Origin of the sequence: Micromonospora sp. CA-248212 (genome assembly GCF_050948405.1) — a bacterium.
Taxonomy (GTDB): Bacteria; Actinomycetota; Actinomycetes; order Mycobacteriales; family Micromonosporaceae; genus Micromonospora.
In genome coordinates, this window is record NZ_CP192023.1 from 4,122,912 (window position 1) to 4,146,091 (window position 23,180).

Annotated in this window: 23 protein-coding genes; 12 read left to right on the forward strand and 11 right to left on the reverse strand. The window is 71.5% G+C overall.

Annotation, left to right across the window (positions count from 1 at the left end; translation table 11 throughout):
* Nucleotides 1-170 precede the first annotated feature (170 nt).
* From ACQP03_RS19695 to ACQP03_RS19705, 3 genes are all read left to right on the forward strand, one after another.
* The gene (locus ACQP03_RS19695; RefSeq protein WP_363660706.1) at nucleotides 171-932 is read left to right on the forward strand and encodes an SDR family oxidoreductase; all 762 of its coding nucleotides are present in this window, start codon (nucleotides 171-173) and stop codon (nucleotides 930-932) included.
* Nucleotides 933-1,224: 292 nt separating this feature from the next.
* Nucleotides 1,225-2,112, forward strand: coding sequence for a DUF1996 domain-containing protein (locus ACQP03_RS19700; RefSeq protein WP_363660705.1), 888 nt, complete (start codon nucleotides 1,225-1,227; stop codon nucleotides 2,110-2,112).
* A gap of 80 nt (nucleotides 2,113-2,192) precedes the next feature.
* Complete coding sequence (locus ACQP03_RS19705) at nucleotides 2,193-2,792, forward strand: DUF305 domain-containing protein (RefSeq protein ID WP_357133042.1); 600 nt, start codon at nucleotides 2,193-2,195, stop codon at nucleotides 2,790-2,792.
* A 22-nt stretch (nucleotides 2,793-2,814) separates the two neighbouring features.
* Here ACQP03_RS19705 and ACQP03_RS19710 read toward each other — a convergent pair whose 3' ends face one another.
* Nucleotides 2,815-3,549 carry an alpha/beta fold hydrolase gene (locus ACQP03_RS19710; RefSeq protein ID WP_363660704.1) on the reverse strand — a complete coding sequence of 245 codons (735 nt, stop codon included), beginning with the start codon at nucleotides 3,547-3,549 and terminating at the stop codon, nucleotides 2,815-2,817.
* Nucleotides 3,546-4,175: a TetR/AcrR family transcriptional regulator gene (locus tag ACQP03_RS19715; RefSeq protein WP_433457870.1), complete on the reverse strand. Its 630-nt coding sequence runs from the start codon at nucleotides 4,173-4,175 to the stop codon at nucleotides 3,546-3,548. Before ACQP03_RS19715 ends, ACQP03_RS19710 begins: the two co-directional genes overlap by 4 nt.
* A gap of 109 nt (nucleotides 4,176-4,284) precedes the next feature.
* Between ACQP03_RS19715 and ACQP03_RS19720 the strand changes: the two genes are divergently transcribed.
* Nucleotides 4,285-5,388: an aldo/keto reductase gene (locus ACQP03_RS19720; protein ID WP_433457872.1), complete on the forward strand. Its 1,104-nt coding sequence runs from the start codon at nucleotides 4,285-4,287 to the stop codon at nucleotides 5,386-5,388.
* A 61-nt stretch (nucleotides 5,389-5,449) separates the two neighbouring features.
* Here the strand turns inward: ACQP03_RS19720 and ACQP03_RS19725 are convergent, their stop codons facing one another.
* From ACQP03_RS19725 to ACQP03_RS19740, 4 genes are all read right to left on the reverse strand, one after another.
* Nucleotides 5,450-6,427, reverse strand: a complete 978-nt coding sequence (locus ACQP03_RS19725; protein ID WP_357133036.1) for an alpha/beta hydrolase — start codon at nucleotides 6,425-6,427, stop codon at nucleotides 5,450-5,452.
* 78 nt (nucleotides 6,428-6,505) lie between these two features.
* Nucleotides 6,506-7,411, reverse strand: a complete 906-nt coding sequence (locus tag ACQP03_RS19730; RefSeq protein ID WP_357133034.1) for an acetyltransferase — start codon at nucleotides 7,409-7,411, stop codon at nucleotides 6,506-6,508.
* A gap of 155 nt (nucleotides 7,412-7,566) precedes the next feature.
* Nucleotides 7,567-8,766, reverse strand: coding sequence for a low temperature requirement protein A (locus ACQP03_RS19735; RefSeq protein WP_357133032.1), 1,200 nt, complete (start codon nucleotides 8,764-8,766; stop codon nucleotides 7,567-7,569).
* A 53-nt stretch (nucleotides 8,767-8,819) separates the two neighbouring features.
* Nucleotides 8,820-9,728, reverse strand: a complete 909-nt coding sequence (locus ACQP03_RS19740; protein WP_357133030.1) for an NAD-dependent epimerase/dehydratase family protein — start codon at nucleotides 9,726-9,728, stop codon at nucleotides 8,820-8,822.
* A gap of 119 nt (nucleotides 9,729-9,847) precedes the next feature.
* Between ACQP03_RS19740 and ACQP03_RS19745 the strand changes: the two genes are divergently transcribed.
* The 3 genes from ACQP03_RS19745 to ACQP03_RS19755 all read left to right on the forward strand — a co-directional run bounded on the left by ACQP03_RS19745 (nucleotide 9,848) and on the right by ACQP03_RS19755 (nucleotide 12,225).
* Nucleotides 9,848-10,258: a VOC family protein gene (locus tag ACQP03_RS19745; RefSeq protein WP_357392657.1), complete on the forward strand. Its 411-nt coding sequence runs from the start codon at nucleotides 9,848-9,850 to the stop codon at nucleotides 10,256-10,258.
* 104 nt (nucleotides 10,259-10,362) lie between these two features.
* Complete coding sequence (locus ACQP03_RS19750) at nucleotides 10,363-10,782, forward strand: PPOX class F420-dependent oxidoreductase (protein WP_433457876.1); 420 nt, start codon at nucleotides 10,363-10,365, stop codon at nucleotides 10,780-10,782.
* Between the two features lie 117 nt (nucleotides 10,783-10,899).
* Nucleotides 10,900-12,225 (forward strand): glycoside hydrolase family 18 protein, encoded by a 1,326-nt coding sequence (locus ACQP03_RS19755; protein WP_357392656.1) that lies wholly within the window; start codon nucleotides 10,900-10,902, stop codon nucleotides 12,223-12,225.
* Between the two features lie 90 nt (nucleotides 12,226-12,315).
* On the opposite strand, the gene ACQP03_RS19760 is transcribed toward ACQP03_RS19755, so the two are convergent.
* Complete coding sequence (locus ACQP03_RS19760; protein WP_357133022.1) at nucleotides 12,316-12,678, reverse strand: effector-associated constant component EACC1; 363 nt, start codon at nucleotides 12,676-12,678, stop codon at nucleotides 12,316-12,318.
* A gap of 168 nt (nucleotides 12,679-12,846) precedes the next feature.
* Between ACQP03_RS19760 and ACQP03_RS19765 the strand changes: the two genes are divergently transcribed.
* Nucleotides 12,847-15,648 (forward strand): M14 family zinc carboxypeptidase, encoded by a 2,802-nt coding sequence (locus tag ACQP03_RS19765; protein ID WP_357392655.1) that lies wholly within the window; start codon nucleotides 12,847-12,849, stop codon nucleotides 15,646-15,648.
* 53 nt (nucleotides 15,649-15,701) lie between these two features.
* On the opposite strand, the gene ACQP03_RS19770 is transcribed toward ACQP03_RS19765, so the two are convergent.
* Complete coding sequence (locus ACQP03_RS19770; protein WP_357133018.1) at nucleotides 15,702-16,502, reverse strand: SAM-dependent methyltransferase; 801 nt, start codon at nucleotides 16,500-16,502, stop codon at nucleotides 15,702-15,704.
* A 283-nt stretch (nucleotides 16,503-16,785) separates the two neighbouring features.
* Here ACQP03_RS19770 and ACQP03_RS19775 point away from each other — a divergent pair, with 283 nt between their 5' ends.
* The 4 genes from ACQP03_RS19775 to ACQP03_RS19790 are packed head-to-tail and all read left to right on the forward strand — an operon-like array spanning nucleotide 16,786 to nucleotide 20,195.
* Nucleotides 16,786-17,700: an ABC transporter ATP-binding protein gene (locus ACQP03_RS19775; RefSeq protein ID WP_357133015.1), complete on the forward strand. Its 915-nt coding sequence runs from the start codon at nucleotides 16,786-16,788 to the stop codon at nucleotides 17,698-17,700.
* 1 nt (nucleotide 17,701) lies between these two features.
* Complete coding sequence (locus ACQP03_RS19780; protein ID WP_357133013.1) at nucleotides 17,702-18,433, forward strand: ABC transporter permease; 732 nt, start codon at nucleotides 17,702-17,704, stop codon at nucleotides 18,431-18,433.
* A complete protein-coding gene (locus ACQP03_RS19785) occupies nucleotides 18,430-19,593 on the forward strand; it encodes a sensor histidine kinase (protein ID WP_433457880.1) in 1,164 nt (387 codons plus the stop codon). Before ACQP03_RS19780 ends, ACQP03_RS19785 begins: the two co-directional genes overlap by 4 nt.
* Nucleotides 19,590-20,195: a response regulator transcription factor gene (locus tag ACQP03_RS19790; protein ID WP_357133009.1), complete on the forward strand. Its 606-nt coding sequence runs from the start codon at nucleotides 19,590-19,592 to the stop codon at nucleotides 20,193-20,195. The genes ACQP03_RS19785 and ACQP03_RS19790 overlap by 4 nt, the downstream gene beginning before the upstream one ends.
* A gap of 44 nt (nucleotides 20,196-20,239) precedes the next feature.
* Here ACQP03_RS19790 and ACQP03_RS19795 read toward each other — a convergent pair whose 3' ends face one another.
* From ACQP03_RS19795 to ACQP03_RS19805, 3 genes are all read right to left on the reverse strand, one after another.
* Nucleotides 20,240-21,220: a LacI family DNA-binding transcriptional regulator gene (locus ACQP03_RS19795; RefSeq protein WP_396832715.1), complete on the reverse strand. Its 981-nt coding sequence runs from the start codon at nucleotides 21,218-21,220 to the stop codon at nucleotides 20,240-20,242.
* Between the two features lie 90 nt (nucleotides 21,221-21,310).
* Nucleotides 21,311-22,150 (reverse strand): carbohydrate ABC transporter permease, encoded by an 840-nt coding sequence (locus ACQP03_RS19800; protein WP_357133006.1) that lies wholly within the window; start codon nucleotides 22,148-22,150, stop codon nucleotides 21,311-21,313.
* The gene (locus ACQP03_RS19805) at nucleotides 22,147-23,145 is read right to left on the reverse strand and encodes a carbohydrate ABC transporter permease (RefSeq protein ID WP_396832686.1); all 999 of its coding nucleotides are present in this window, start codon (nucleotides 23,143-23,145) and stop codon (nucleotides 22,147-22,149) included. The genes ACQP03_RS19800 and ACQP03_RS19805 overlap by 4 nt, the downstream gene beginning before the upstream one ends.
* Between the last annotated feature and the right edge of the window lie 35 nt (nucleotides 23,146-23,180).

Here is a 23,180-nt window from a genome sequence, read left to right on the forward strand (position 1 = left end):
CGCGGGTGCCGCAGAGGGGCCCTGGTGGGACCTGGGAAAACCGGGGCCCTGCCACCCCCGCCGGGCTCGGTCAAGACTGGTGATCGCCCTGTTCGGCAAGGACAGCGAGCAGCACCGTCTGCGCCCGCGAGTTTCCGCGTCGGCGCCCTCTGGATCGAAGGGAAGATCTCGTGGATCTCTCCAACCGCACAGTTCTCATGGTCGGCGGCACCTCGGGTATCGGGCGGGAGTTGGCCCGGCGGTTCGCCGCGGCGGGCAGCACCGTGGCCGTTGGCGGTCGCAACCCCGAGGCCCTCGCGGACCTCGCCACGGAAGGTTTCGGCACGTTCGGCATCGACGTCACCGACGGCGCCTCTGTCGCATCCGCCCGGGACGCCGTGCTCGCCCGCTACCCCGAGCTGGACACGGTGGTGACGATGTCGGGTGCCATGCTCCTGGAAGACCTTCGCGACCCTGCGCACTTCGCGGCGGCGCAGACGACGATCGACACCAACCTGGTCGGCACCATCCGGGTCATCGACGCCTTCACGCCGCATCTGGTCGGTCGGGGTGCGGGCACCTTCATCACCGTCACCTCCGGCATCGCCTTCCTGCCGTTCCCGCCCATGCCCAGCTACGCCGCCTCGAAGGCCGGGGTGCACGCCTACTCCGAGGCACTGCGCGCGCAACTCGACGGCACCGGTGTCGACGTCGTCGAACTCGTCCCCCCGGCCGTCGCGACAGCCGGTCAGGAGAAGGTAAACCCGCGCGCGCTGCCGCTCGACGACTTCGCCACCGAGGTCATGCAGCTGCTCTCGGCGAATCCCACCCCGAGCGAAATCCTCGTCAAGGGCGTACACATGCACCGTTGGGCCGAGCGCGACGGCACCTACGCGGACCTCGTCGCGCAGCGCTCGAAGGCTCTGGCGGTGCTTCCCGGTCGCGAACGCTGACACCGTCCGGGGCGGCGGGCACACCCGCTTGGGCATCCTAGGAAGATAGTTCACCGCGCGGCAGCCGGCCGGGCCCTCACCACGGGCCCGGCCGGTGTGCTGTCGTCGTCATTTTTCCAGCAACTGCGGGACGTATTGACAACTTTCGACATCAGGGTGAGGCTTGAACTGCTGAGAGCGCTCTCTCGCACCGGCCCACCGGGCCACCACCAGTCTGGCCAGGGCACACTCCGCTGTCTTCGGCGGCGGCATCGGAGTTGCCCCTGACCCGTCCCCCGACAGGAGTTACCAGATGGACAGGGCCGCACCCCACGTCCCCCGCCGGCTACGCCTCACCGTGGCGATCGGCGCCCTGCTGACCCTCCTCGGCACGTACCTGGTCTCGTCCACCGACCGGGCCGACGCCGCCCCGGTCGCCAACGTCATCCGGGTCGCCGAGTTCCCCGCCGACTGCACGTACAGTCACCGGCTGCCGGACGACCCGATCGTCTTCCCCGGACTGCCGGGGGCCTCGCACATGCACAGCTTCTTCGGCAGCACGGCGACGAACGCCACCACCACCCTGCCCGACCTGGTGAAGTCCACCACCACCTGCAACCCGGCGGTGGACGTCTCGTCGTACTGGGTGCCGACCCTCTACCGCGACAACGTCGCGGTGGAACCGGCCATCGCCACGTTCTACTACCTCGGTGAGGGGGTGCGCTCCGACGTCGTCGCCAACACCCAACCGATCCCGCAGGGCCTGCGGCTCGTCGCCGGCAACGCGAAGGCCACCGGCCCGAACGACAGCATCGCCCGCTGGTCCTGCCTGCACGCCGGTCAGGTGCCACCGTCCAAGGACTTCGTCAACTGCCCGGCCGGCACAATGCTGGAGTCGTACCTGGACTTCCCGCAGTGCTGGAACGGCCGCGACCTGGACTCCGCGGACCACAAGAGCCACCTGGCGTACCCGGTGAACCAGGCCTGCCCGAGCACCCACCCGGTGCACGTGCCGAAGCTGCGGCAGGTGCTGCGGTACCCGGTCAACGGCGACCCGTCGCACTTCCGGCTCGCCTCCGGGCCGGGCTACACGATGCACGGCGACTTCTTCAACGCCTGGCCGACCGCGGAGATGGCTCGCCGGGTCCAGGACTGCATCCGTCCGGTCATCAAGTGTGGACACGACGGCCGACCGATCTGAATCGTCGTACCCGACGGGGACGGCCCGGTCCTGCCGGGTCGTCCCCCGCTCCTCGGGAGGCCGCGCCGGAAGGAGGAGGCATGCGCGTGCAGGTCGCGTTGCTCATGACAGCGGTACTCGCCGCCGGCTGCGCCGGTGGACCGTCGAGCAGCACGGACGAGGCGGCACCACCGCTCTCCACGCCGGCCGTCGCCGCCCCGTCGACCGGCGCGTTCAGCCCCACCGACATCGCCTGGCTGCAACTCACGGCGGCGATGACGCAACGGTTGCTCCCGGTGCTGGACCTGGTGCCCACCCACACCACCGACCCGACCTGGCGCGGGCTGGCCGCGCGGGTCCAGGCGGGCAACCGGGCCGACCTGGCCCGCTCCCGTGACCTGCTCGGCGAGGCCGGAGCGCCGACGACCAACCCGCACGAGGGTCACGACATGCCCGGCATGATCACCGCCGACGAGCTGGCCGCGCTCCGGTCGGCCACCGGGAAGGCCTTCCAGCGGCTGCTCGCCACGCATCTGCGGGCGCACCTCGCGCAGACGGTCAAGATCGCCGCTGCCGAGCAGCGGGCCGGCGTCCACCCGGACACCACGGCGCTGGCCGCGGCCGTGATCCGAGCCGGTGACGGCGATCTCGCCCGTCTCGACCAGCTCGACCGACCACCGGGAACGCCCCGGCCGACCTGACGGTTCGGGCCCGCCGCCGCGTTCAGCTCACCAGCAGCCGGGCGATCGTCGCCGGTTCCGCCAGGTGCGGGAAGTGGCTGCCGGGCAGCACGGTGACCTCGACCTCCGGCAGGACTCCCGTCAGCCAGGCGAGGTAACGAGCCGGCGGCTCGGACGAGGTCACCCAGCGGTAGGGAACTCCCCGCTCCGCGATCGACCGCAGGTCACCGGAGCGCGCGGCGGCGATGTCCTCGTCGGAGGAGTGCAGGATCTCGCCCCAGTACCCCAGCAGCAGATCCGGCCGGGGGTCGGTCGCGGTGGTGACGATCGCCCGCGCCTCGGCCGGCAACGACTCGATGCCCATACCGGCCAGCATGCGATCCCACACCTGCCGCCACTGCGGGCCGCGCAGCGTCGGCTCGGCCTCGCGTACGGCGGCGCCGAACGGGCCGGGCAGCAGGATCTGGTCCAGGTTGACCACGCCCCGCACCGGATAGTGCGCCGCGTAGGTCGTGGCGACGACCGCGCCCACCGAGTGCCCCACCACGATCGGCGTGCCGAGACCCGCCTCGGTCACCCGGGCGTGCACGACCTCGGCGACCTCGGACATCCGGTAGGAGTCCCGCCGGGGCGCGTCGCCGTGACCGGGCAGGTCGAGGGCGAGGATCCGCCGGTCCGGGTCGATCGCCGCCAGCTCGCGCCGCACCGGGTCCCACTGCCTCTTGTCGTAGGTCAGGCCGTGGATCAGGACCAATGGCGGTCGGTTGTCGTCGGTCACTGCGGTGCCTCTTCCCGGTTCGGGTTGCCGCTGCGGCCGGCCCGCAGCGAGTCGAGCGTGAGGTCCAGGGCGGCCTCCAGGTGGTCGACCTCTCCGGTGTTGATCAGCAGCAGGACGCCGCCCTGGATGCCGGCCAGCAGCGCCGCCGCCGTTCGGTGGGCGTCCACCTCGGCAGCGATGTCTCCGGTCGACTGCATGTGCCGGATGCCCTCGGTGATCTTGTCCTGCCAGCGCCACATGAGCCCGGTCACGATCGCCTGCGCGCCCGGCGCGCGCCGACCCGTCTGGCCGAGCAGCCCGTTGAGCGGGCACTTCACGCCCTGCGCGAGGTAGCGCTCGACGAGCCGGTCCCGCCACGCCTGCCACGCCGGCCAGGAGGTCAGATTGCTGAGCATCGGCTCCTGGTCGGTGAGCACCTGGTCGGCCTCGTGCTGGGCCACCGCGAGCAGCAACTCCTCCTTGCCGTCCGGAAAGTAGTGGAAGAGCTGACCCTTGCTGGTGCCGGTGTGGGCCATCACATCTTCCAGGCGTACCTCGTCGACGCCGCGCTCACGGATCTCGGCGGCGGCGCCGGCGACGATCCGCGCCCGGGTCGCCTCGCCCTTGCGGGTCAACGTGCGAGTCATGGCCTCACCCTAGCTCGGGTTTTGGACTTGCAGGTCCATTTCTGGCGAGCCAAGGTCGTGAACGCGCGGCCCGCTCCGAGGACCGCACAGCGACCGGGAGGACGCGACGATGAACCAGTACTACCTGCTCGGACGGTCCGGCCTGCGGGTGAGCCGACTCGCGCTGGGCACGATGAACTTCGGTGTCGACGGCTTCCACGCCGCGTACGGCAAGACCGAGGAGGAGTCCGAGCCGATCTTCCGCCAGTATTTCGAATCGGGCGGCAATTTCGTCGACACGGCGGACTTCTACACCGCCGGGGAGAGCGAGAAGATCCTCGGCCGCCTGATCGACCGGGCCGGTGTCCGCGATCGACTCGTACTCACCAGCAAGTTCACCAACACCATCGACGCGGGCGACCCGAACGCGAGCGGCAACGGCCGCAAGCACATCATCCGGGCCGTCGAGGCGTCACTGGGCCGACTCGCCACCGACTACATCGACCTGTACCTGCTGCACACCTGGGACCGGATCACCCCGGTCGAGGAGGTCGTGCACACCCTCGACGACCTGGTGCGCTCCGGCAAGATCCGGTACGCCGGCCTCTCCGACGTACCGGCCTGGTACGCGGCCCGCGCGCAGAGCTACGCCGAGGCGCACGGCCTGGCCCCGCTGAACAATCTGCAACTGCCGTACTCCCTGGTCAACCGCGGCGTCGAGGCGGAGTTCGTGTCGATGGCGCAGACCGTGGGCATGGGGCTGACCGCGTGGAGCCCGATCGCCGGCGGCCTGCTCACCGGCAAGTACCGGCGCAGCGGCGAGGGCCTGAGCGGGTCTGGCCGGTTGACCACTCCCAACGCCGGGGGTCGGGAGATCAGCCCCGGCGACTGGCAGGTCATCGACGCGCTGGAGAGCGTGTCCGCCGATCTGGGCCGCAGCATGGCACAGGTCGCGATCAACTGGGTCGCCACCCAGCCCGCCGTCGCCTCGGTGATCATCGGCGCGAGCAGCGCCGCGCAGGTCGCCAGCAACTTCGAGGCGCTCGACTTCGAGATCCCGGCCGACGCCCGTCGCCGGCTCGACGAGGCCAGCGCCCCGAACCTCGGGCTGCCGTACGGCATGTTCACCCCGCAGTACCAGTCCTGGGTGGTGAGTCCGGGTCTCTCCATCGGCGACAAGCCGGCCGGCTACGCCCCGCAGGTCGTCAACGCCGCTGCCGACACCGCGCGGTAGCCACGCGTCGAGGCGGTGTGCCGCTGCTTGCGCGCGGCGCACCGCCGCACCCCAGCGTGGGTCACAACCCTTGGCCGCCCACGGCGGCTGAGGTCGTCGACGCCGAAGAGCCCTCGTAGAGGTCGACGTAGCGCCGCAACACGTCGGCGGCCCGGTCGTCGAGCGCGGTCAGGTCGAGGGTGTTGTGGCGAACCCCCAGCGACTCGGGCAGGGCGTACACCCGCAGGTCGATGCCGTTCGCCCGGGCGATCCGGCGGGGCACCCGCACTGCCGCGGCGGGATCCACCACCGTGTCGAGCGGGCTGATCGCCACGGCCGCGCTCACGAGGCCGGTCCGTCGCGCCGTACGCGGCAGGGACCGCACGATCGTCAGGTACCGTGTGACCGCCGCCAGCGAGTAGCCGCGCGCGGTGACCCGGTCGCGCAGAACGCGCCGCCCGTACAGCGTGATGAGGGGCCGGACCGCGAACGCCGGGGCCTGCCGGGGGCCGAAGAACGGCGACAGCACCAACAGCCGCCGTACGACGTCTCCCCGGGTCTGGGCCAGCCAGGTGGCCAGCACCGCGCCACCGGAGATGCCGACCACGCCCACCTCGTCCCCCAGGCCCGCCGCGACCGTCACGGCCTGCTGGGCGTACGCCGTCAGCTCGCCGGCCCCGACCCGGTGGTGGGCCCGCCGGTCGACGGTGCCGTGGTGCGGGGCGCGCGGTATCCACACGTTGTAGCCCCGGGCGAAGAACACCTCGGCCAGGGCGTCGTACTGCTCCGGCGCCATGGTGTAGCCGTGCAGCAGCAGGACGGCCCGCGCGGTACGCGAGCCGTGGCTCAGCAGACGGCTGCGCGACTCCGGCCGTACCTGCGGATCCGTGGCCTCTGCCGCCGTGGTGCTCTGCGCGGCAGCGGTGGCGGCATCGAAGTCGAGCGGTGACGCCGGTGCGAGCCGCAGCTTCCGGTGCCCCAGCGGCCAGAGGTACAGCCCGGCGACCGCCGCCGCGACCAGCGCCGTCGCGCCGACGACGAGGGTGAGGAACTCCGGCATGGGCAGATCCTGACAGGAGGTGACGTCGGCACGGCCGCGGGGGCGCGCCCCGGTGACCCGGGGCGCACCCTGCAGGGACTACGCCGTCCCGCCTGGCGAGGCAGGCGGTTCGAACAGCACCCGGGCGCGGAGCTGCCGGAATCCGGTGCGTTCCAGCTCCGCGAGCACCGCGACGCGGTGGGCGTCCACGTCGGCGATCACCTCCCGCGCGCCACCGGCGGCGAGCACCCGGACCGCCTCGGTCAGCAGCTCACCGCGCGCCGCGTCGTCGAACAGGCCGAGGTACGCCAGGAGTGGATAGCAGGCGTCGCCGGCCGTGCCGACCAGCCCCACCGGCCGCCCGTCCGCCACGCCGACCCGCCAGTCGTCGGGCGACTCCCCCAGCCAGGCCACCGGATCGGTGGCCAGGTCAACTCCGGCGACGGCACTCGCGATCTCCCTGCCGGTCAGGACGTCGGGCTCGGCGATCCGGGCGACCAGGGCGTTGATCTCCGCCACGTCGACGGGTGGCCGGAAGGTGTAGCGGCCGGAGGTCGCCGGCAGCGGCGTGCCCGTCCACGAGCAGCGCAGCCGCTCACCCACCTCGACCAGGCCGGCGAGCCGGGCCGCCTCCATCGGCGCGCTGACCACGGCCAGCACCTCGGGTCGACGCCGCCAGTGCGCCGGCAGCGCCGCGTAGTAGCTACCGGGACCTCCCAGCGCCTCGTGGGCGGCGCGCAGCAGCGCGGCCCCCACCTCCGGCTCGGCGGCCAGGTCGAACCGCTCCAGCCAGGGGGCGCCGACGGCCCCGGGCGGGAGGAGCCAGGCGGCCCGGCCGACGACCCGGCCGTCGCGCAGGGCGATCCAGGTGGTCTCGGGTCGGTAGCCGCCGCCGGCGATGCCGTCGGCGTACGGGATCTGCCGCAGTTGGGGCAGCGGATCGGTCATGGAGTCGAACAGATTTTCCTCGCCCGCGACGAGCGGGCGGATGAGCAGACTGGTCATGGCGGACCTCCGGAAAGCGAACGCCCCGGGTCAGATCCGCGCGGACGCCGGTGCGCGGAGGGGGCGCAGAACATCGGACATTGTTCTGACCTCCTCTCGGCTCGACGGCGTGCCGCCACCATACGGGAGGCGCCGTCGGCGTTCAACACCCCGGCTCACAGCGTCGGATTGGTCTGCGCGCCGCGTCGGTGGGCGTGCCCGTCGGCGACGGCGATCCCGGCCAGGATCAGCGCCGCCAGGCCGGTCACGGCGACCGGCGGGAGCAGGACGCTGGGCAGGGCCGCCACCGCCAGCACCGCAGCGCCGACAAACAACATCTGGCAGCGCGGCGCGGACTGGTACCGGCGCTCCAGGAAGCTGCGGCCGATCAGGAACAGCACCGGACCACCGAAGATGATGGCCACCAGCGCCCAGTCGATGGGCGGATGCGGATCCTCGATGACCTGCCCGAAACCGACGGCGGTGCAGATGATGCCACCGACGATGAACAGCAGGCTGTAGCTCGCCAGTCGCGACAGTTGGAGTCCTTCCCCGCCGGCGCTGCCGCTGGCCTGCTGGCCCGGCCCCACGTGGTAGAAGTAGATCCGCCAGAACGAGACCGTGGCGACGAACGCGGACACCAGGACGATGGTCCGCTCGGTCGAGAAGCCCGGGAAGCTGACGGCGGCGCCGGCTTCGAGCACCACCTCGGCCAGCGCGATCATGAAGAACTGGTTGTACCGCTCCGCGAGGTGCACCTCGGACACCGAGACCAGGCTGGCGATCGGCGCGCGGCCGATGCGCGGCACGGGCCAGTTGAAGGCCGCACCGACCAGTTCGATGCCGAGCGCGAGCGTCCAGAAGACACCGCGACCGAGGCCGCCGTCGAGGCCGCCACCGATCCAGAGCGCGCCGGAGACCGCGTGCCAGGTCAGCACCCGGTACGAGAACATCTGCGCCGGATGACCCCGGAGGGCAAACACCAGGTAGAGCGGCCTGCCGAGCTGGATGACGACGTACGTGCAGGCGAAGATCATGCCTCGCTGACCGAACGCCTGCGGCAGCGAGACCGCCAGCACCAGCGTGCCGAACATGGTGGCGAGCAGGAGGACCTGCAGGTCCACCCGGCGCGGGTCGTAGGTGCTGGCCACCAGCGCGTTCAGCGACCAGATCATCCACATGGCCGTGAAGAACAGCAGCGTCTGCCCCGCCTCGGACAGCAGGGTGTGCCGGACGATGGTCAGGTCGTCCGCGACCCGCCCGGCGAGGCGGGCGAGCGCGAAGACGTAGACGATGTCGAACAACAGCTCCAGGACGGTCGCCGAACGCGGGCTCGTGCTGTCGGCCAGCCCGCGCATCCAGGTGCGCGTCAGCATGGCCGCACCCCCTCGTACCGGTTTAGGGAACTTTATCCCGGTACGCCCGCTCGTCAGGCCGGATCGCCGGCAGCGGGCTCGACGTGGTCGCGCCACGAGTGCCGGGGCTCGTAGCCCAGGACCCGCCGCGCCTTGTCGATGCTGAGCAGGGTCTCGTGCTCGCCCAGCTCCTTACGGATCTCGACGCCCGGGTAGACCTCGGCCAGCAGGCTGGCGCTGGAGCGGGTCATGACGGTGTCGGCGTTGGCGATGATGAAGACGTCCGCGCCCGGCCGGTCGTACGCGAGGGCCCGTTCCACCGCCTGGGCGCCGTCACGGGAGTCGATGTAGCCCCACAGGTTCCACCGCCGCGCCCGCGGGTCGGCGTCGAACGACGGGAACGGCGCGTAGTCCTCGACGTCCATCACGTTGGAGAAGCGCAGACCCACCATGACCAGCTCCGGGTCCCACCGGCAGAAGTGCCGCGCCATCTCCTCCTCAAGGGCCTTGTTCAGCGAGTACGTCGACTCCGGCCGGGGCGCGTACTCCTCGTCGACCGGCGCGTACGGCGGTGGGGTGTCGAACGGCAGGCCGAGCACCGTCTCGCTCGACGCCCACACCACCCGCCTGATGCCGGCCGCCCGGGCGGCGGCGAAGACGTTGTACGTCGCGGCCGAGTTGTTCGCGAACGTGACCGCGTTCGACATCAGCCCGGGCGCCGGAACGGCGGCCAGGTGCACGACCGCCTCGATGCCACCGGCGTGCTCGTCCGCGCCCCCGGTGAACGCCTCGACGACCTGCCCGTAGTCGGTCAGGTCGACGAGGAGGAACTCGCCGTCGACGTCGCGGGGGTCGCGCCCGCCCGCACGGTCCACCGCGAGCACGTCGACGCCGACGCCGCGCAGGTGGGCGACCACGGCGCGGCCGAGCTTGCCGGTGGCGCCGGTGACGACGACACGTGCGGGGAGTACGGGATCGCTCATGGAGCCATCCTTACCGGCCCGTTCCGGTGGCCCGCACGCGGGTGCGTACCGGCGACCACCCGCCGCACCGATCAGGAATCGAGAAGTCACCGCTGGTGGCCCTCCCTAGCATGACCAGCATGGACATCACCATTCACACGACCATTCTCCCGCACGTCGACCCGGACGCCTCGGTGGCCTTCTACCGCGACGCCCTCGGCTTCGAGGTCCGCAACGACGTCGGAACGGGCACGATGCGGTGGATCACCGTCGGCCCCGTCGGGCAGCCCGGCACGTCCATCCTGTTGGCGCCCCCGGCCGCCGATCCGGGGATCACCGAGGACGAGCGGCGCACCATCGCGGAGATGATGGCCAAGGGCACGTACGGGTGGATCCTGCTGGCGACCCGGGACCTGGACGGCACCTTCGAGAAGGTGCAGTCCGGTGACGTGGAGGTCGTCCAGGAGCCGACGGAGCAGCCGTACGGCGTGCGGGACTGCGCCTTCCGGGACCCCGCCGGGAACATGGTCCGCATCCAGGAACTGCGCTGAGCCCTCGGATCCCCCGCCGCGCCGAACCAGCCGGCATGTCGCCCGACCACCGGCCGTCGGTGCGTACGGTGCAGGGGTAGCTGTTCCACGCGAGGAGGAGACACATGTCCAAGCCACCGCTTCCCGAGGCCGCGGTCGAGATGCTCAAGAAGCCGAACCCGGCTGTCATGACCACGCTTCGCAATGGTGGTCAGCCGGTGTCCGCCGCGACCTGGTACCTGTGGGAGGACGGCCGGATCCTGGTGAACATGGACGAGAGCCGCCGCCGCCTGGAGCACGTCCGCAACGATCCCCGGGTCTCGCTCACCGTGTTGGACGAGGCCGGCTGGTACACCCACGTGAGCATCGTCGGGCACGTCGCCGAGCTACGCCCCGACGAGGACTTCACGGACATTGACCGGTTGGCCCGGCACTACATGGGCAATCCCTATCCCCGGCGTGATCGGGGCCGGGTCAGCGCCCTGATCGAGGTCGACCGGTGGCACGGCTGGGGGTCGATGAAGGACAACAGCCAGGTCGGTTGACCGACCGGGGCGGCGGTGGCGGACGGGCTGCTCTTGACCGCAGAGCGTGATCGGCTTAACTTCATCAATCAGATAAGTGTCTTTACTAATTCTGTTTGATAAGTCGTGGGAGTGCCGATGCGTCCATTGCGCCACCGCCGCCTCACCGCCGTCGTCGCCCTGGCGGCCCTGCTGATCACCGCCGCCCCGCCCGCCGCCGCGAGCGCCACCGCCAAGCCCGACCGCCAGCCCGGCTACCACCGCGTCGGCTACTTCACCCAGTGGGGCATCTACGGCCGGGCCTTCCCGGTCAAGAAGCTCGACACGTCCGGGGCGGCGAGCCGCCTCACCCACGTCAACTACGCGTTCGGCAACATCAGCGAGGACGGCCGCTGCTATCTGGACGGCGGGCCGGGCGAGGGCGACGCCTGGGCCGACTACCAGCGGCCGGTGCCCGCCGAGGAGAGTGTCGACGGCGTCGCCGACGCCCCCGGCCAGGCCCTCAACGGCAACTTCCACCAGCTCGCCAAACTGAAGGCCAAGCACCCCCAGCTCAAGGTGCTGATCTCGCTGGGCGGGTGGAGCTGGTCGACGTACTTCTCCAACGCCGCCCGCACGGACGCCTCCCGCAAGGCGTTCGTCGCCTCCTGCATCGACCTGTACCTCAAGGGCAACCTCCCGGGCGCGCCGGGCGCCGGAGCGGGCGTCTTCGACGGCGTCGACCTCGACTGGGAGTGGCCCAACTGGGACGGTGAGCCCGGCAACGTCATCCGCCCCGAGGACCGGGAGAACTTCACCAAGCTGCTCGCCGAGTTCCGCCGGCAGCTCGACGCGTACGGTCGCACCACCCGCTCGCACCACCCGCTGACGGCCTTCCTGCCGGCCAACCCGGCCACGATGGACGCCGGCTACGAGGGCCGCAAGATCTTCACGTACCTGGACTTCGCCACCGTGCAGGGGTACGACTTCCACGGCGGCTGGGAGGCCCGCGCCAACCAGCAGTCGGCGCTGCGCGTGCCCACGGGCTCGCCCGACAACCCGGACTTCTCCGTCGAGGTGGCCGTCGACGGGTGGATCGCCCGTGGCGCGCCACGGCACAAGCTGGTCCTCGGCATCCCCTACTACGGTCGCGGCTGGACCGGCGTCACCGGCGGCGGCAACGGCCTGTTCCAGCCGGCCGCCGGGCCCGCGCCGGCCGCCTTCGAGGCCGGGTACGAGGACTACAAGAACCTCAAGAACCTGGCCGGAAACGGCTACACCGTGCACCGCGACCTGCGCGCCGGGCACGCCTGGCTGTTCGACGGTACGACCCTCTGGACGTACGACGACCCGGCCGTCGTGTTGCAGAAGACGCTCTACATCCGACGGGCCGGCCTGGGCGGGGCGATGGTCTGGTCGCTCGACGGCGACGACGACAGCGCCACCCTCACCAAAACGATCGGCCTCGGCCTAACCACCCGGTAACCCCGCGCGGCTCCCTTGATCACTTGATGACCAGCAGTTGCCAGTACCGGTTCCCGAACTGCTCCGCATCAAGTGATCAGGGGGTCGGCCCTACTCCGGGGCCACCGCGCGCACCGCGGCCTCGATGAGCGCCGTCACCTGGTCCATGTCCCGCGCCCGGCGGACGTCCAACTCGGCCGACGATCCGCCGGGTAGAACGAGGTGCACCGTCACGTCCTCGCGGCGGTGGGTCAACCAACTGGCGACCGCCTGGACCAGCACCATGACAGTGCCGGCGTTGCCGATCGCCACCCGCAGCACGTCCGTGCCGTCCGTTGACGTCTCATCGGTCGGCGGTGTCGTGGTCACCCCGTCGCGCAGCCGGTCGTCGGCGCGCAGCCAGGACGCGAGCGAGCGCTGGACATCGACAGACGGACGATCCGGACGAACCGCGATGGTGATCGTCTCCGGCACGTTCTGCCTCCTCCAGGACGACGCTGAGTCACACCACCATCCTGCCAGCCGGTCCCCGACCCGGCATCCCACGCACTCACCGAAGTCGATCAGGCCTTGACCGTCGTGTCGGCCCGTCCATAGGCTCCGGCCACTGCGAGGCTTTCCCCCAAGAAGGGAACCCGAGACATGGCCCCATCGTCGCGTCCGTTCTGGACGGTCCCTCCGAGGCGGTTGGCGGGTGCCGCCGCGATCACGCTCCTGCTCGGCACGACTCCCCTGCTCGGCGGCACCGCACCGGCGAGCGCCGCCCCACCGTCGACGTGCAGCAGCGATCCGACCGCCCGGCTGGGTACCGTCCCGACCCCGGAGGCGACGCTCGGCTTCCCCCTCGGCCTCGGCCAGGAACGGGTCGTGACCAACGACGAGGTCCGTACCTACCTGGGGGCCGTCGACCGCGCCTCCGAGCGGGTCGTCACCGGAGTGCTGGCGGCCAGCGTCCTCGGGCAGCCCCTGCCGTACGCGGTGGTGTCCAACGAGCGCAACGTGCGCCCGTCCGCGCTGCGCAAGATCGCCGACGACGTACGCGACCTGCGTGATCCCCGCCGGACGAGCGCGCGGACGGCCGCCCGTACGGCGAAGGACAGCCCGGCCATCGTCTGGATCACCGCGAACGTGCACGGCGGCGAGAAGAGCGGCACCGACGCGGCCCTCAAGACCCTGTACGAGCTGGCCGCCGGCCTGTCCTGCGAGGTCGCCCGGCGCAACGACAACCTGGTCACCGTCATCGTGCCGACGCAGAACCCGGACGGCCGCGACGCGACCCGGCGGCAGAACGAGTTCGGCTTCGACCTGAACCGGGACTGGTTCTCCCGCACCCAGCAGGAGACCGACGGCAAGCTCGAACTGCTGCGCCGCTATCCGCCGCAGGTGTACGTGGACGCGCACGAGATGGGCGGCCGGCAGTACTTCTTCCCGCCCAACGCCGACCCGATCCACCACGAGATCGCCGGTGAGGCCGTGGACTGGATCAACCGGATCGGCGAGGCCAACAAGGCCGGCTTCGGTTACAACGGCGCCTGCGACGACACCGTCACCACCGAGTGCTACTTCAACTACGACACGTACGACATGTTCTTCATGGGCTACGGCGACACCGTGCCGACCACCGGTTTCGGGGCGGCCGGCATGACGTACGAGAAGGGCAGCGCCTCGGCCGTCGCCGACCGGGTGCAGCAGCAGTTCCACACCCAGTGGTCGACGCTCGGCTGGGCCGCCGCCAACAAGCGTGCGGTGTTGGACGGCTACTTCGACATCTGGACCGACGCGCTGGCCCAGGGCCGGGCGGGCACCCTCGAACCGAACGAGGTGGTGCAGCCCACCAACGAGGTCCAGTTCCCGGTGCCCGACGTGACGATCCGCTCGTACTTCCTGTTGCCCGACCGGCAGCTCGCCGACGTCCGCCGGCTCGTCGAGCGGCTGCGCCGAATGGACGTCGAGGTGTACGAGGTGCAGAAGCCCACCCGGGTGCCCACCGCCCGCGTCTTCGGGGGCCGCAGCGCCACAAACGTCACGGTGCCCAAGGGCGCGTACTGGATCCCCATGGACCAGCCGCAGAAGCACTGGATTCAGGCCATCATGGGCGAGGATCCGTACGTCCCGTTCCCGTACTTCTACGACGTGTCGTCCTGGAGCAACCCGCTGCTGATGGGTGTCTCCACCATCTACACGGTCGACAACGTCCGGCCGAAGGCCCAGTTGGTGCGGGGCATCACCGGCGGCCGGAGCGGGCTGGCGTGGCCGTGGGGCTCCTACACGTACCCGCTGGACTCCGCCGCCGCCGCCGAACTCACCTTCACCCTGCTCGGCCGGGGCATGCCGCTGACCCGTGACCTGGCGACCAACACCGTCGCCGTCCCGGCGAGCAGGGTGAGCCGTACGGTCGACGACCTGGCGAAGGCCGCCGGGGTCACCCTCGCACCGGGCGGACGCCCCACCGGCACCCCACTCGCCCTGCCCGACGTCGGGCTGTTCCAGGGCACCGGCGTCTCCACCACGTCCGGCTCGCACGGCGAGGCCCGCTACGTGCTCGGCAAGCGGTGGGGACTCGACCTGAAGCCGGTCACCACGGCCGACATCAACGACAACACCGAGGCGTTCACCGGACGTACCGTGCTGCTGGTCCCCGACGGCAGCAGCCCCACCGGCGGTCTGACCGCCGCCGGCCAGGCCAACCTGCGCGACTGGATCGCCCAGGGCCACACCTACCTCGGGCTGCGCAACGAGGGCACCCGGCTGGCCCGCGCCGCCGGCCTCACCTCCACCACGGAGAAGACCAGACCGGTCGACTACCTGGTGATCGGCTCACACCTGCGGGTCGACGTCGACACCGACAACCCGGTCGCCCTGGGCCGTCCCGCCGAGGACTTCGAGTTCAACAACAGCGACCCGATCCTCACCCCGAGCAGCACCGGGACGAACGTGCTCAGCTACCCGAGCGGAGACACGTTCTGGGCCAACGGCTACACCGTCGGCGCGGACATCCTCAAGGGCACGGCCGCCGTTGTCGACGAACCCACCGGCGCCGGTCGGGCGGTGCTGTTCGCGTTCAACCCGCTCTTTCGGGCGTACAACGAAAATGGTCTGCACCTGGTGGCGAACGCGCTGCTCTACCCGCCGGGCGCGCCCGACGCCCGACGCGCGCCGGGCGGGGACGCGGCGCGGGCCAGCGCCGCCGCCGCGCCGGTCGCGGCGGACCTGGGCGGCGGCTGGCGGCCGATCACCATCGAGGTCGCGGCGGCCGACCTGCCCCGAGCGCGGGCCGTCGTCGAACGCTTCACCACCGACGCGCGCACGACCGCGAAGGACACCTCGGCGTACGTCGTGATCCCCAACCCGCGGGGCCTCCAGGCCGACGAACACCCCTTCACGAACGATCTGGTACGCGCGCTGCGCGCCGCCGGAGTGCCACTGCGGTCGGTGGTCGCCTGACCGGTTCGCGGCACCGGCCAAGCGCCCGCCCCGGCTGATGTCGGGGCGGGCGCTTACGGTTTGCGGGCCACGCCGCTGTAGCCGGTGCGGGCGACGTCCGCGTCGACGGTGGCCGGCGGCTCGGGGTACGGCCACATGTTGACCAGGCCGGGCGGCTCGAGGACGAAGTCGCCGAAGAACCCGCTGACGTCGACGTGGCTGCGGGGCACGAACGGGGTGTTCGCGCGGGCGTAGATCGCCGAGATGCGGGCCATCAGGTCGGGGTGCACGTCGGTGCTGGCGTGGGACAGCGCGAGGTAGCTGCCGGGGGCGAGCGCGTCGCGGTAGGCCGCCACGATGCGCTGCGGGGCCTGCTCGTCGGGCACGAGGTGCAGCACGAACATCATGAGGACCGCGACCGGGCTGTCGAAGTCGATGGCGGCGGCGACCTCCGGGTGGCCGAGCACCTCGGCGGGTCGACCCAGGTCGGCCTGCACCACCGACACCGTCGCCGCGTCGGCGAGCAGGGCACGCCCGTGGGCGCAGACCACGGGGTCGTTGTCGACGTAGACGACGCGTACGGCCGGGTCGATGCGGTGGGCGATCTCGTGCACGTTGTCCCGGGTCGGCAGCCCCGAACCGAGATCCAGGATCTGCCGCACGCCCTTCTCCTCGACGAGGTGGCGGACCGTACGGGCGATCAGGTCGCGGCCCTGCCGAGCCGCCTCGGGCATCCACGGCGCGACCTGCAACACCATCTCGGCGGCGGCCCGGTCGGCGGCGAAGTTGTCCTTGCCGCCGAGGTAGTAGTCGAACATGCGCGCCGCGTTCGGTCTGTCGGTCTGGAGGTTCACTCCGGGCTCCGACTGCGTCATGGTCGACCACCTCTCCCCCCGCGGAGCCCGCAGCATAGCGTCCACAATGGTTGGCCGGCTCCCCGGCCGTACCCTGATGAGCTTGATGCCGGTGAGTCATCTAGATGACTCACCGGCATCAGGCTCACCGACAGGTGGCCTCGGCCGCTCGTGTCGAACGTCAGTCGCCCAGGCCCGGCTGGCCCGGTGAGCACGCACCGGTTCGCGCCCGGGACAAATGTCCTGGCCGACCGCGTACCGGTGACTCTGCCCGCGCCCCGCGCGCCTGAATAGCGTGACAGGCATGGATGACACAGCCGTACGCCTCGACGGCCTCACCCGGCGGTTCGGTCCCGTCCGAGCTGTCGACGGGCTCGACCTGACCATCGCGCGGGGCAGCACGGTCGCCCTGCTCGGGCCCAACGGCGCCGGCAAGTCCACCACGATCTCGATCATGCTGGGTCTGGACCGACCGGACAGCGGCACCGCCACCGTGTTCGGTCGGCCGCCGGCCGAGGCGGTCCGGGCGGGACAGGTGGGCGCGATGCTCCAGGACGCCGGCTGGGCGTCCAGCGCGACCGTCCGCGAGGTCGTCGACCTGGCTCGGGCGCTCTACCCGCGAACGATGGCCACCGACCAGGTGCTGGCGCTGGCCGGGCTGACCGAGCGTGCCGGCCGCCGCCTCGACAAACTCTCCGGCGGCGAGGCGCAGCGCGCCCGGTTCGCGTTCGCGCTGGCCGGCGACCCGGACCTGCTGGTCCTCGACGAACCCACCGCCGCGCTGGACGTCGCCGCCCGGCAGGCGTTCTGGGCGGCCATCGACCGGTACACCGCCGACGGGCACACCGTCCTGTTCAGCACCCACCACCTGCACGAGGCGGACGAGTTCGCCGACCGGGTCGTGGTACTCGCCGCGGGGCGGGTCGTGGCCGACGGGCCGCCCGCCCAGATCCGCGCGCTGGCCGGCGGCCGTACCGTCTCCTTCGACCTCGACGGCGGTCCGGTCGACGGCCTCGACGCGCTTCCCGGGGTCCGGTCGGTGCAGGTCCGGGGCGGCCGGGTCGCGCTCACCACCGACGACGCCGACGCCACCGTCCTCGCCCTGGCCGGCACGCGTGGCTTCCAGGGCCTGGAGGTCACCACCGCCGCCCTGGACGCCGCCTTCCTCGCCCTCACCGCGACACCGACGACCCGCACCGCGACACCGACGGAGCACTGACATGCGCGCGTACCTGCGATTCGAACTGCGCCGACTGGCCCGCGACCCACGGCTGCTGCTGTTCACCGTCCTCGCGCCGGTGGTCACGTACCTCATCTTCTCCGGGGTTGGTCCGGACGGCGACCGGGTGGAGGGCGTCGACGCGGCGGTGGCCCTCATGGTCGGCCTGGCCGGCTACGGCGCGGTGGCGGGCGTGCTCTCGGTCGGGTCCGCGGTCTCGCAGGAGCGGGCGTCGGGCTGGCTGCGCCAGCTCCGCGTCACCCCGCTGCCCGCCTGGCGGGCGGTGACCGCGAAGGCCCTCGTCTGCACGCTCAGCGGGGTGCCGTCGGTGGTCGCCGTCGGCTGCGCCGGACGCCTCGCGCACCACGTCGAGCTGGGGGCCGCGCGGTGGGTCGCGCTGCTGCTGCTGATGTGGGTCGGCACGGTGCCGTTCGCGCTGCTCGGGCTCGCCATCGGGTACGGCCTCAGCCCGCAGCTCGCCCAGCCGGTCAACTTCCTCGCCTTCCTCGGCCTGTCGGTGCTGGGCGGCCTGCTGGTGCCCGTCGCCTACTTCCCCGCCGTGCTGCGTCAGCTGGCACACGCCCTGCCGACGTACCGGTTCGCGGAACTCGGCTGGCGCTCGGCCGCCGGGCTGACGCCCACCCCGTCGGGACTCGCCGTGCTCGCCGGGTGGACGGTGGCGTTCACGGCCCTGGCGGCGTGGGCGTACCGGCGGTCCACCATTCACCGGTGACCCCCGATACGGTGTCCACCATGTCGTCCGGTACGGCTGCTCCCCGCCGGAGGCAAGGGTTCGTGCTCGTCGCCGCGCACACTCTCTGGCTCTGGCTGCTGCTGACGCCCGCCGCCGCGATCGCACACGGGCAGGTGCGCCCCGCCCTGCCGGCGGCGGTGGGGCTGGTCGTCTTCGCGCTGTTCTACCTGGCCCTGGTGGCCGTACCCGTGGCCGACCTGACCGTCCGACCGGCCGTGCACCACGGCGGGCTCGTGGTGTTCGCGCTGCTCGCGGTCGGGCTTGCCGCCGCGTACGCCGGCGGGCCGGAGGGCTGGCTGGTCCTGTTCCTGTACGTCGCCACGGCCGGCGCGGTCGCCTTCGTGCGTCCGGCCTGGGGGTTCGGGTGGGTCGGCGGATCGGTCGCCGCCATCGTGCTCATCGGTGCGGCGCATCGGCTGCCGGCCACCGAGACCGCCCAGATGGCGCTGATCACCGTGCTCGGGGGCACGCTGACGTTGGCATTCGCCCGCACGGCCCGGCTGGTGGAGGAGCTGCGGCGTACCCAACGGGAGCTGGCCCGCACGGCGGTGGAGCAGGAGCGGCTGCGTTTCGCGCGGGACCTGCACGACCTGCTGGGCCATACGCTGTCGCTGGTGGTGGTCAAGGCGGAGGTGGTGCGCCGGCTCGCCCCGACCGATCCGCGGCGGGTCGTCGCCGAGGCGACGGACATCGAGCGGATCGGTCGTACGGCGCTCGCCGAGGTGCGCGAGGCGGTCACCGGCTACCGGGAACGCAGCTTCGCCCGGGAACTCGACGGCGTCCGTACGGTCCTGGGCGACGTCGGGATCACCGTCAGCGTCAGGGGCGGTGACCGGCAGCTCGGGGTGGAGGCCGACGACGCGTTCGGTTGGGTGCTGCGGGAAGGGGTGACGAACGTCGTGCGGCACAGCCGGGCGTCGCGGTGCGACATCGAGGTCACCGCCGACACCGACGAGGCGGTGCTGACCATTCGCGACGACGGGGTGGGTGGCCGGCCGCGGTACGGCAACGGCCTGCGTGGCCTCACCGAACGGTTGGCGCAGGCCGGCGGGACGCTGCACGTCGGCCCGGCGCGCGACGGCGGCCTGCTGCTCACCGCCCGACTCCCCCACGCCCCCACCGGACGGTGGGCGTCGTGATCCGGCTCCTGCTCGCCGAGGACCAGGGCATGATGCGCGGCGCGCTGGCCCTGCTGTTGAACCTCGAACCCGACATCGACGTCGTGGCCGAGGCCGCGACCGGGGCGCAGGCCACGCGCGAGGCTCTTCGGGTACGCCCCGACGTGGCGCTGCTGGACATCGAGATGCCCGACGGCAGTGGCCTCGACACGGCCGCCGCGCTGCGCGACCAGTTACCGTCCTGCCGGGTGCTGATCCTGACCACCTTCGGCCGCCCCGGCTACCTGCGCCGGGCCATGGAGGCCGGCGCCCATGGCTTCCTGGTCAAGGACGGGCCGGTGCAGGAGCTGGCGGTGGCCGTCCGACGGGTGCTGGCCGGCGAGCGGGTGATCGACCCGACGCTGGCCGCCGCCGCCCTCGCGGCCGGCCCGAACCCGCTCACCGACCGGGAGCGCGAGGTGCTGGTCGCCGCCGTGGACGGCGCCACGGTCGCCGACATGGCCGCCGCGCTGCACCTGTCCGAGAGCACCGTGCGCAACTACCTGTCCGCGGCCATCGGCAAGACCGCCACCCGCAACCGCATCGAGGCGGCCCGCACCGCGCGCGCCAACGGCTGGCTCTGAGGCGGCACGGCCCGCGCGGTCCGCTCCGCACGGACCGGCCGGGGTCAGCGCGGTGGGCGGGCGCTGTCGCGCACGACGAGTTCGGTGGCGAGTTCGATGCGCGGGCTCTCGGTCTTCTCGCCTCCGGCGAGCCGCAGTACCGTCCGGGCCGCCAGCATGCCCATCTCCGCGAGGGGTTGGCGGACGGTGGTCAGCGGTGGGGAGCACCAGCGGACCTCGGGCAGGTCGTCGAAGCCGATCACGCTGATGTCGTCGGGCACCCGCAGGCCACGTTTGCGGACCGCCTCGTAGACGCCGAGGGCCATCTGGTCGCTGGAGGCGAAGATGGCGGTGGGTGGGTCGGGCAGGGCCAGGAGCTGCGTACCCGAGGTGAAGCCGGACTCGTGGTAGAAGTTGCCGGGCCGGATGAGGGCGTCGTCGACGGCGATGCCGGCGGCCCCCAGAGCCGCGCGGTAGCCGTCCATCCGGGCTCGGCTGCACATCAGGTGCGGCGGCCCGGCGATGAAGCCGATACGGCGGTGACCGAGGCCGATCAGATACTGGTTGGCGCTCAGGCTGCCCGCCCAGTTGGTCGCGCCGATGGTGGGTGACTCCTGCGGGTCGACGCCAGCGGGGTCGATGATGACCACGGGAAGGTGCAGCCGGCGCAGCTCCGCCTGAAGTGGTGGGTTCACCATCGAGGTCACGAAGATGACGCCCTCGGTGGATCGGGTACGCATGTTGTCGAGCCACTGCTTGGCCGAGGAGATGCGCCAGTGGATGGCGGAGACGACGGTGCCGACGCCGCTGGCGCGGGCGACGTCCTCCACCCCGCGGATGATCTCCACCGCCCACGGGCTGTCCAGGTCGTTGAAGACCAGGTCGATCAGCGCGGCCTCGGTGCGCCTGGCCTGGGTGCGTCGGCGGTAGCCGTGCTGGTTGAGCAGGGCCTCGACGCGCTCCCGGGTATCGGGAGCGACGTCGGTGCGACCGTTGATGACCCGCGAGACCGTGGGCACGGAGACACCGGCCAGTCGCGCGATCATCGCGATGGTGACGTTTCGGCCGTTGTCGGAGCCCACGGTCCGCTCCTTCGTGTGGCGGGGCGTTTCAGGTCGGTCGGTGATCCGGTGTCGTCACCCCTTGACGCTGCCGGTGAGGCCGCCGATCAGTTGACGTTCGGCCACGGCGTAGAAGCCCAGCGCGGGAAGCATGGACAGCACGACGTAGGCGAGCACCCGGGCGGTGTCGTCGGCGTACTGCCCCTGGAACGCCTGGACCCCGACGGGCAGGGTCCACCAGCTCTGATCGCTGAAGACGACCAGCGGGAGCATGAAGTTGTTCCAGCTGGTGACGACGGCCAGGACCGAGACGGTGGCCAACGCGGGGCGGGCCATCGGCAGCAGGACCCGCCAGAAGAACCCGAAGGAGCTACAGCCGTCGAGGACGGCGGCCTCCTCCACCTCGGCGGGGATGGTCCGGAAGAACTGACGCAGGATGATGATGGTGATCGGCAGCCCGAAGGCGGCCTGGGGAAGGATGACGCCGAGCGGGTTGTCCAGCAGGCCGATGGAGCGCAGCAGGACGAACAGCGGCAGGATCGCCACCGCGAACGGGAACATCAGGCCGATCGCGAACAGGGTCACCAGGAACTCGCGGCCCCGGAAGGCGTACCGGGCGAAGACGAACGCGGCCATCGCCGCCGCGGCGACCACGATGAACGTGCTGCTGATGGCGATGAGCAGGCTGTTGCCGAGCTGCCGCCAGAACACGCCGGAGGCGAACAGATCGGTGTAGTTCGACGGCACCCAGGGGTCGGGCAGGCCCAGCGGGTTGGTCGACAGCTGGCCGTTGTCCTTGAAACCACCGATCACACCGAACCAGACCGGCACGACGATGAGCGCGCCGACGCCGATGCAGACGAGGTGCAGCACGATGCTGCGGGTCCGCTGGGCGCCACTGGTCTTGGCGGTCATCGCTGGCCTCCCTGGTTGGTGATCGCGCCCGCGGTGTCCCGACGCAGGACGACGCGCTGGTAGAACAGGGCGAAGACGAGGCTCAGCAGGAACATGACCATGCTGATCGCGCTGGCGTAGCCGACCTCGAACCGACGGAAACCGAACTGGTACATGGTGACGGCCATGGTCTCCGAGGAGTGGATCGGACCGCCGCCGGTGAGCACCCAGACCATGTCGAACAATTGGATGGTGCCGATGACCGACAGGAAGATGCTGATCCGGATCGTCGGCCCGAGCAGCGGCAGAGTGACGTGGCGGAAGGCCTGCCACGCGGTGGCGCCGTCGGTGACCGCGGCCTCGGACAGCTCCTTCGGGATGCCCTGCCGGGCCGCCAGGAAGAGCATCATGTAGAGGCCGAAGTACTTCCAGGACACCACCAGGAAGACGGCGTACAGCACGGTGGACGGGTCGGCGAAGACCGCGCCCGCCTCCGCGCCGAGGAACTTCGAGACCGACTCGCCCAGACCCCGGTTGGGCGAGAACACCAGGGTGAACAGGACCGCCGTGGTGACCTCGGAGAGCACGTACGGCGCGAAGAAGATCAGCCGGTAGGCGGCTCGGCCGCGCAGCGGCTGGTTGAGCAGCATCGCCAGGGCCAGCGCGGCGGGCAGCTGCACGGTCAGCGACAGCAGCACCAGCACGAGGCCGCGCCACAGGTCGCCGCGGAAGGTCGGGTCACCGAAGGCGCGGGTGTAGTTGTCCAGCCCGATGAAGTTCTCCGGCAGCCCGAAGCCGTTCCACTTGTAGAGACTGGCGTAGGCGGCCACCAGGATGGGCGTGATGACCAGCAGCAGGAACAGGGTCAGGGCGGGCGTCAGGAAGACGGCAAGGACGCCACCCCGCCCCGGCCGGGGCTGGCGGCCGCGCCGTCGCGCGGTGCCCGGCCCCGGTGCCGGCGGATCTGTCGCCGTGTCGCCGCGTCCTGGGTACGACACGGTCGATGGCCTGGTCATGCCTGCTCCACTCGGTTTCTATCGCCGGCTACGGA

What these genes read in the sequence shown, in the direction of transcription:
- ACQP03_RS19765 (WP_357392655.1), top strand. Translation starts at nt 12,847, where the DNA reads ATGGCCCCATCGTCGCGTCCGTTCTGGACGGTCCCTCCGAGGCGGTTG.
- ACQP03_RS19720 (WP_433457872.1), top strand. Translation starts at nt 4,285, where the DNA reads ATGAACCAGTACTACCTGCTCGGACGGTCCGGCCTGCGGGTGAGCCGA.
- ACQP03_RS19745 (WP_357392657.1), top strand. Translation starts at nt 9,848, where the DNA reads ATGGACATCACCATTCACACGACCATTCTCCCGCACGTCGACCCGGAC.
- ACQP03_RS19730 (WP_357133034.1), bottom strand. Translation starts at nt 7,411, where the DNA reads ATGACCAGTCTGCTCATCCGCCCGCTCGTCGCGGGCGAGGAAAATCTG.
- ACQP03_RS19800 (WP_357133006.1), bottom strand. Translation starts at nt 22,150, where the DNA reads ATGACCGCCAAGACCAGTGGCGCCCAGCGGACCCGCAGCATCGTGCTG.
- ACQP03_RS19775 (WP_357133015.1), top strand. Translation starts at nt 16,786, where the DNA reads ATGGATGACACAGCCGTACGCCTCGACGGCCTCACCCGGCGGTTCGGT.
- ACQP03_RS19725 (WP_357133036.1), bottom strand. Translation starts at nt 6,427, where the DNA reads ATGCCGGAGTTCCTCACCCTCGTCGTCGGCGCGACGGCGCTGGTCGCG.
- ACQP03_RS19740 (WP_357133030.1), bottom strand. Translation starts at nt 9,728, where the DNA reads ATGAGCGATCCCGTACTCCCCGCACGTGTCGTCGTCACCGGCGCCACC.
- ACQP03_RS19770 (WP_357133018.1), bottom strand. Translation starts at nt 16,502, where the DNA reads ATGACGCAGTCGGAGCCCGGAGTGAACCTCCAGACCGACAGACCGAAC.
- ACQP03_RS19755 (WP_357392656.1), top strand. Translation starts at nt 10,900, where the DNA reads ATGCGTCCATTGCGCCACCGCCGCCTCACCGCCGTCGTCGCCCTGGCG.
- ACQP03_RS19715 (WP_433457870.1), bottom strand. Translation starts at nt 4,175, where the DNA reads ATGACTCGCACGTTGACCCGCAAGGGCGAGGCGACCCGGGCGCGGATC.
- ACQP03_RS19705 (WP_357133042.1), top strand. Translation starts at nt 2,193, where the DNA reads ATGCGCGTGCAGGTCGCGTTGCTCATGACAGCGGTACTCGCCGCCGGC.
- ACQP03_RS19780 (WP_357133013.1), top strand. Translation starts at nt 17,702, where the DNA reads ATGCGCGCGTACCTGCGATTCGAACTGCGCCGACTGGCCCGCGACCCA.
- ACQP03_RS19700 (WP_363660705.1), top strand. Translation starts at nt 1,225, where the DNA reads ATGGACAGGGCCGCACCCCACGTCCCCCGCCGGCTACGCCTCACCGTG.
- ACQP03_RS19735 (WP_357133032.1), bottom strand. Translation starts at nt 8,766, where the DNA reads ATGCTGACGCGCACCTGGATGCGCGGGCTGGCCGACAGCACGAGCCCG.
- ACQP03_RS19805 (WP_396832686.1), bottom strand. Translation starts at nt 23,145, where the DNA reads ATGACCAGGCCATCGACCGTGTCGTACCCAGGACGCGGCGACACGGCG.
- ACQP03_RS19750 (WP_433457876.1), top strand. Translation starts at nt 10,363, where the DNA reads ATGTCCAAGCCACCGCTTCCCGAGGCCGCGGTCGAGATGCTCAAGAAG.
- ACQP03_RS19795 (WP_396832715.1), bottom strand. Translation starts at nt 21,220, where the DNA reads ATGATCGCGCGACTGGCCGGTGTCTCCGTGCCCACGGTCTCGCGGGTC.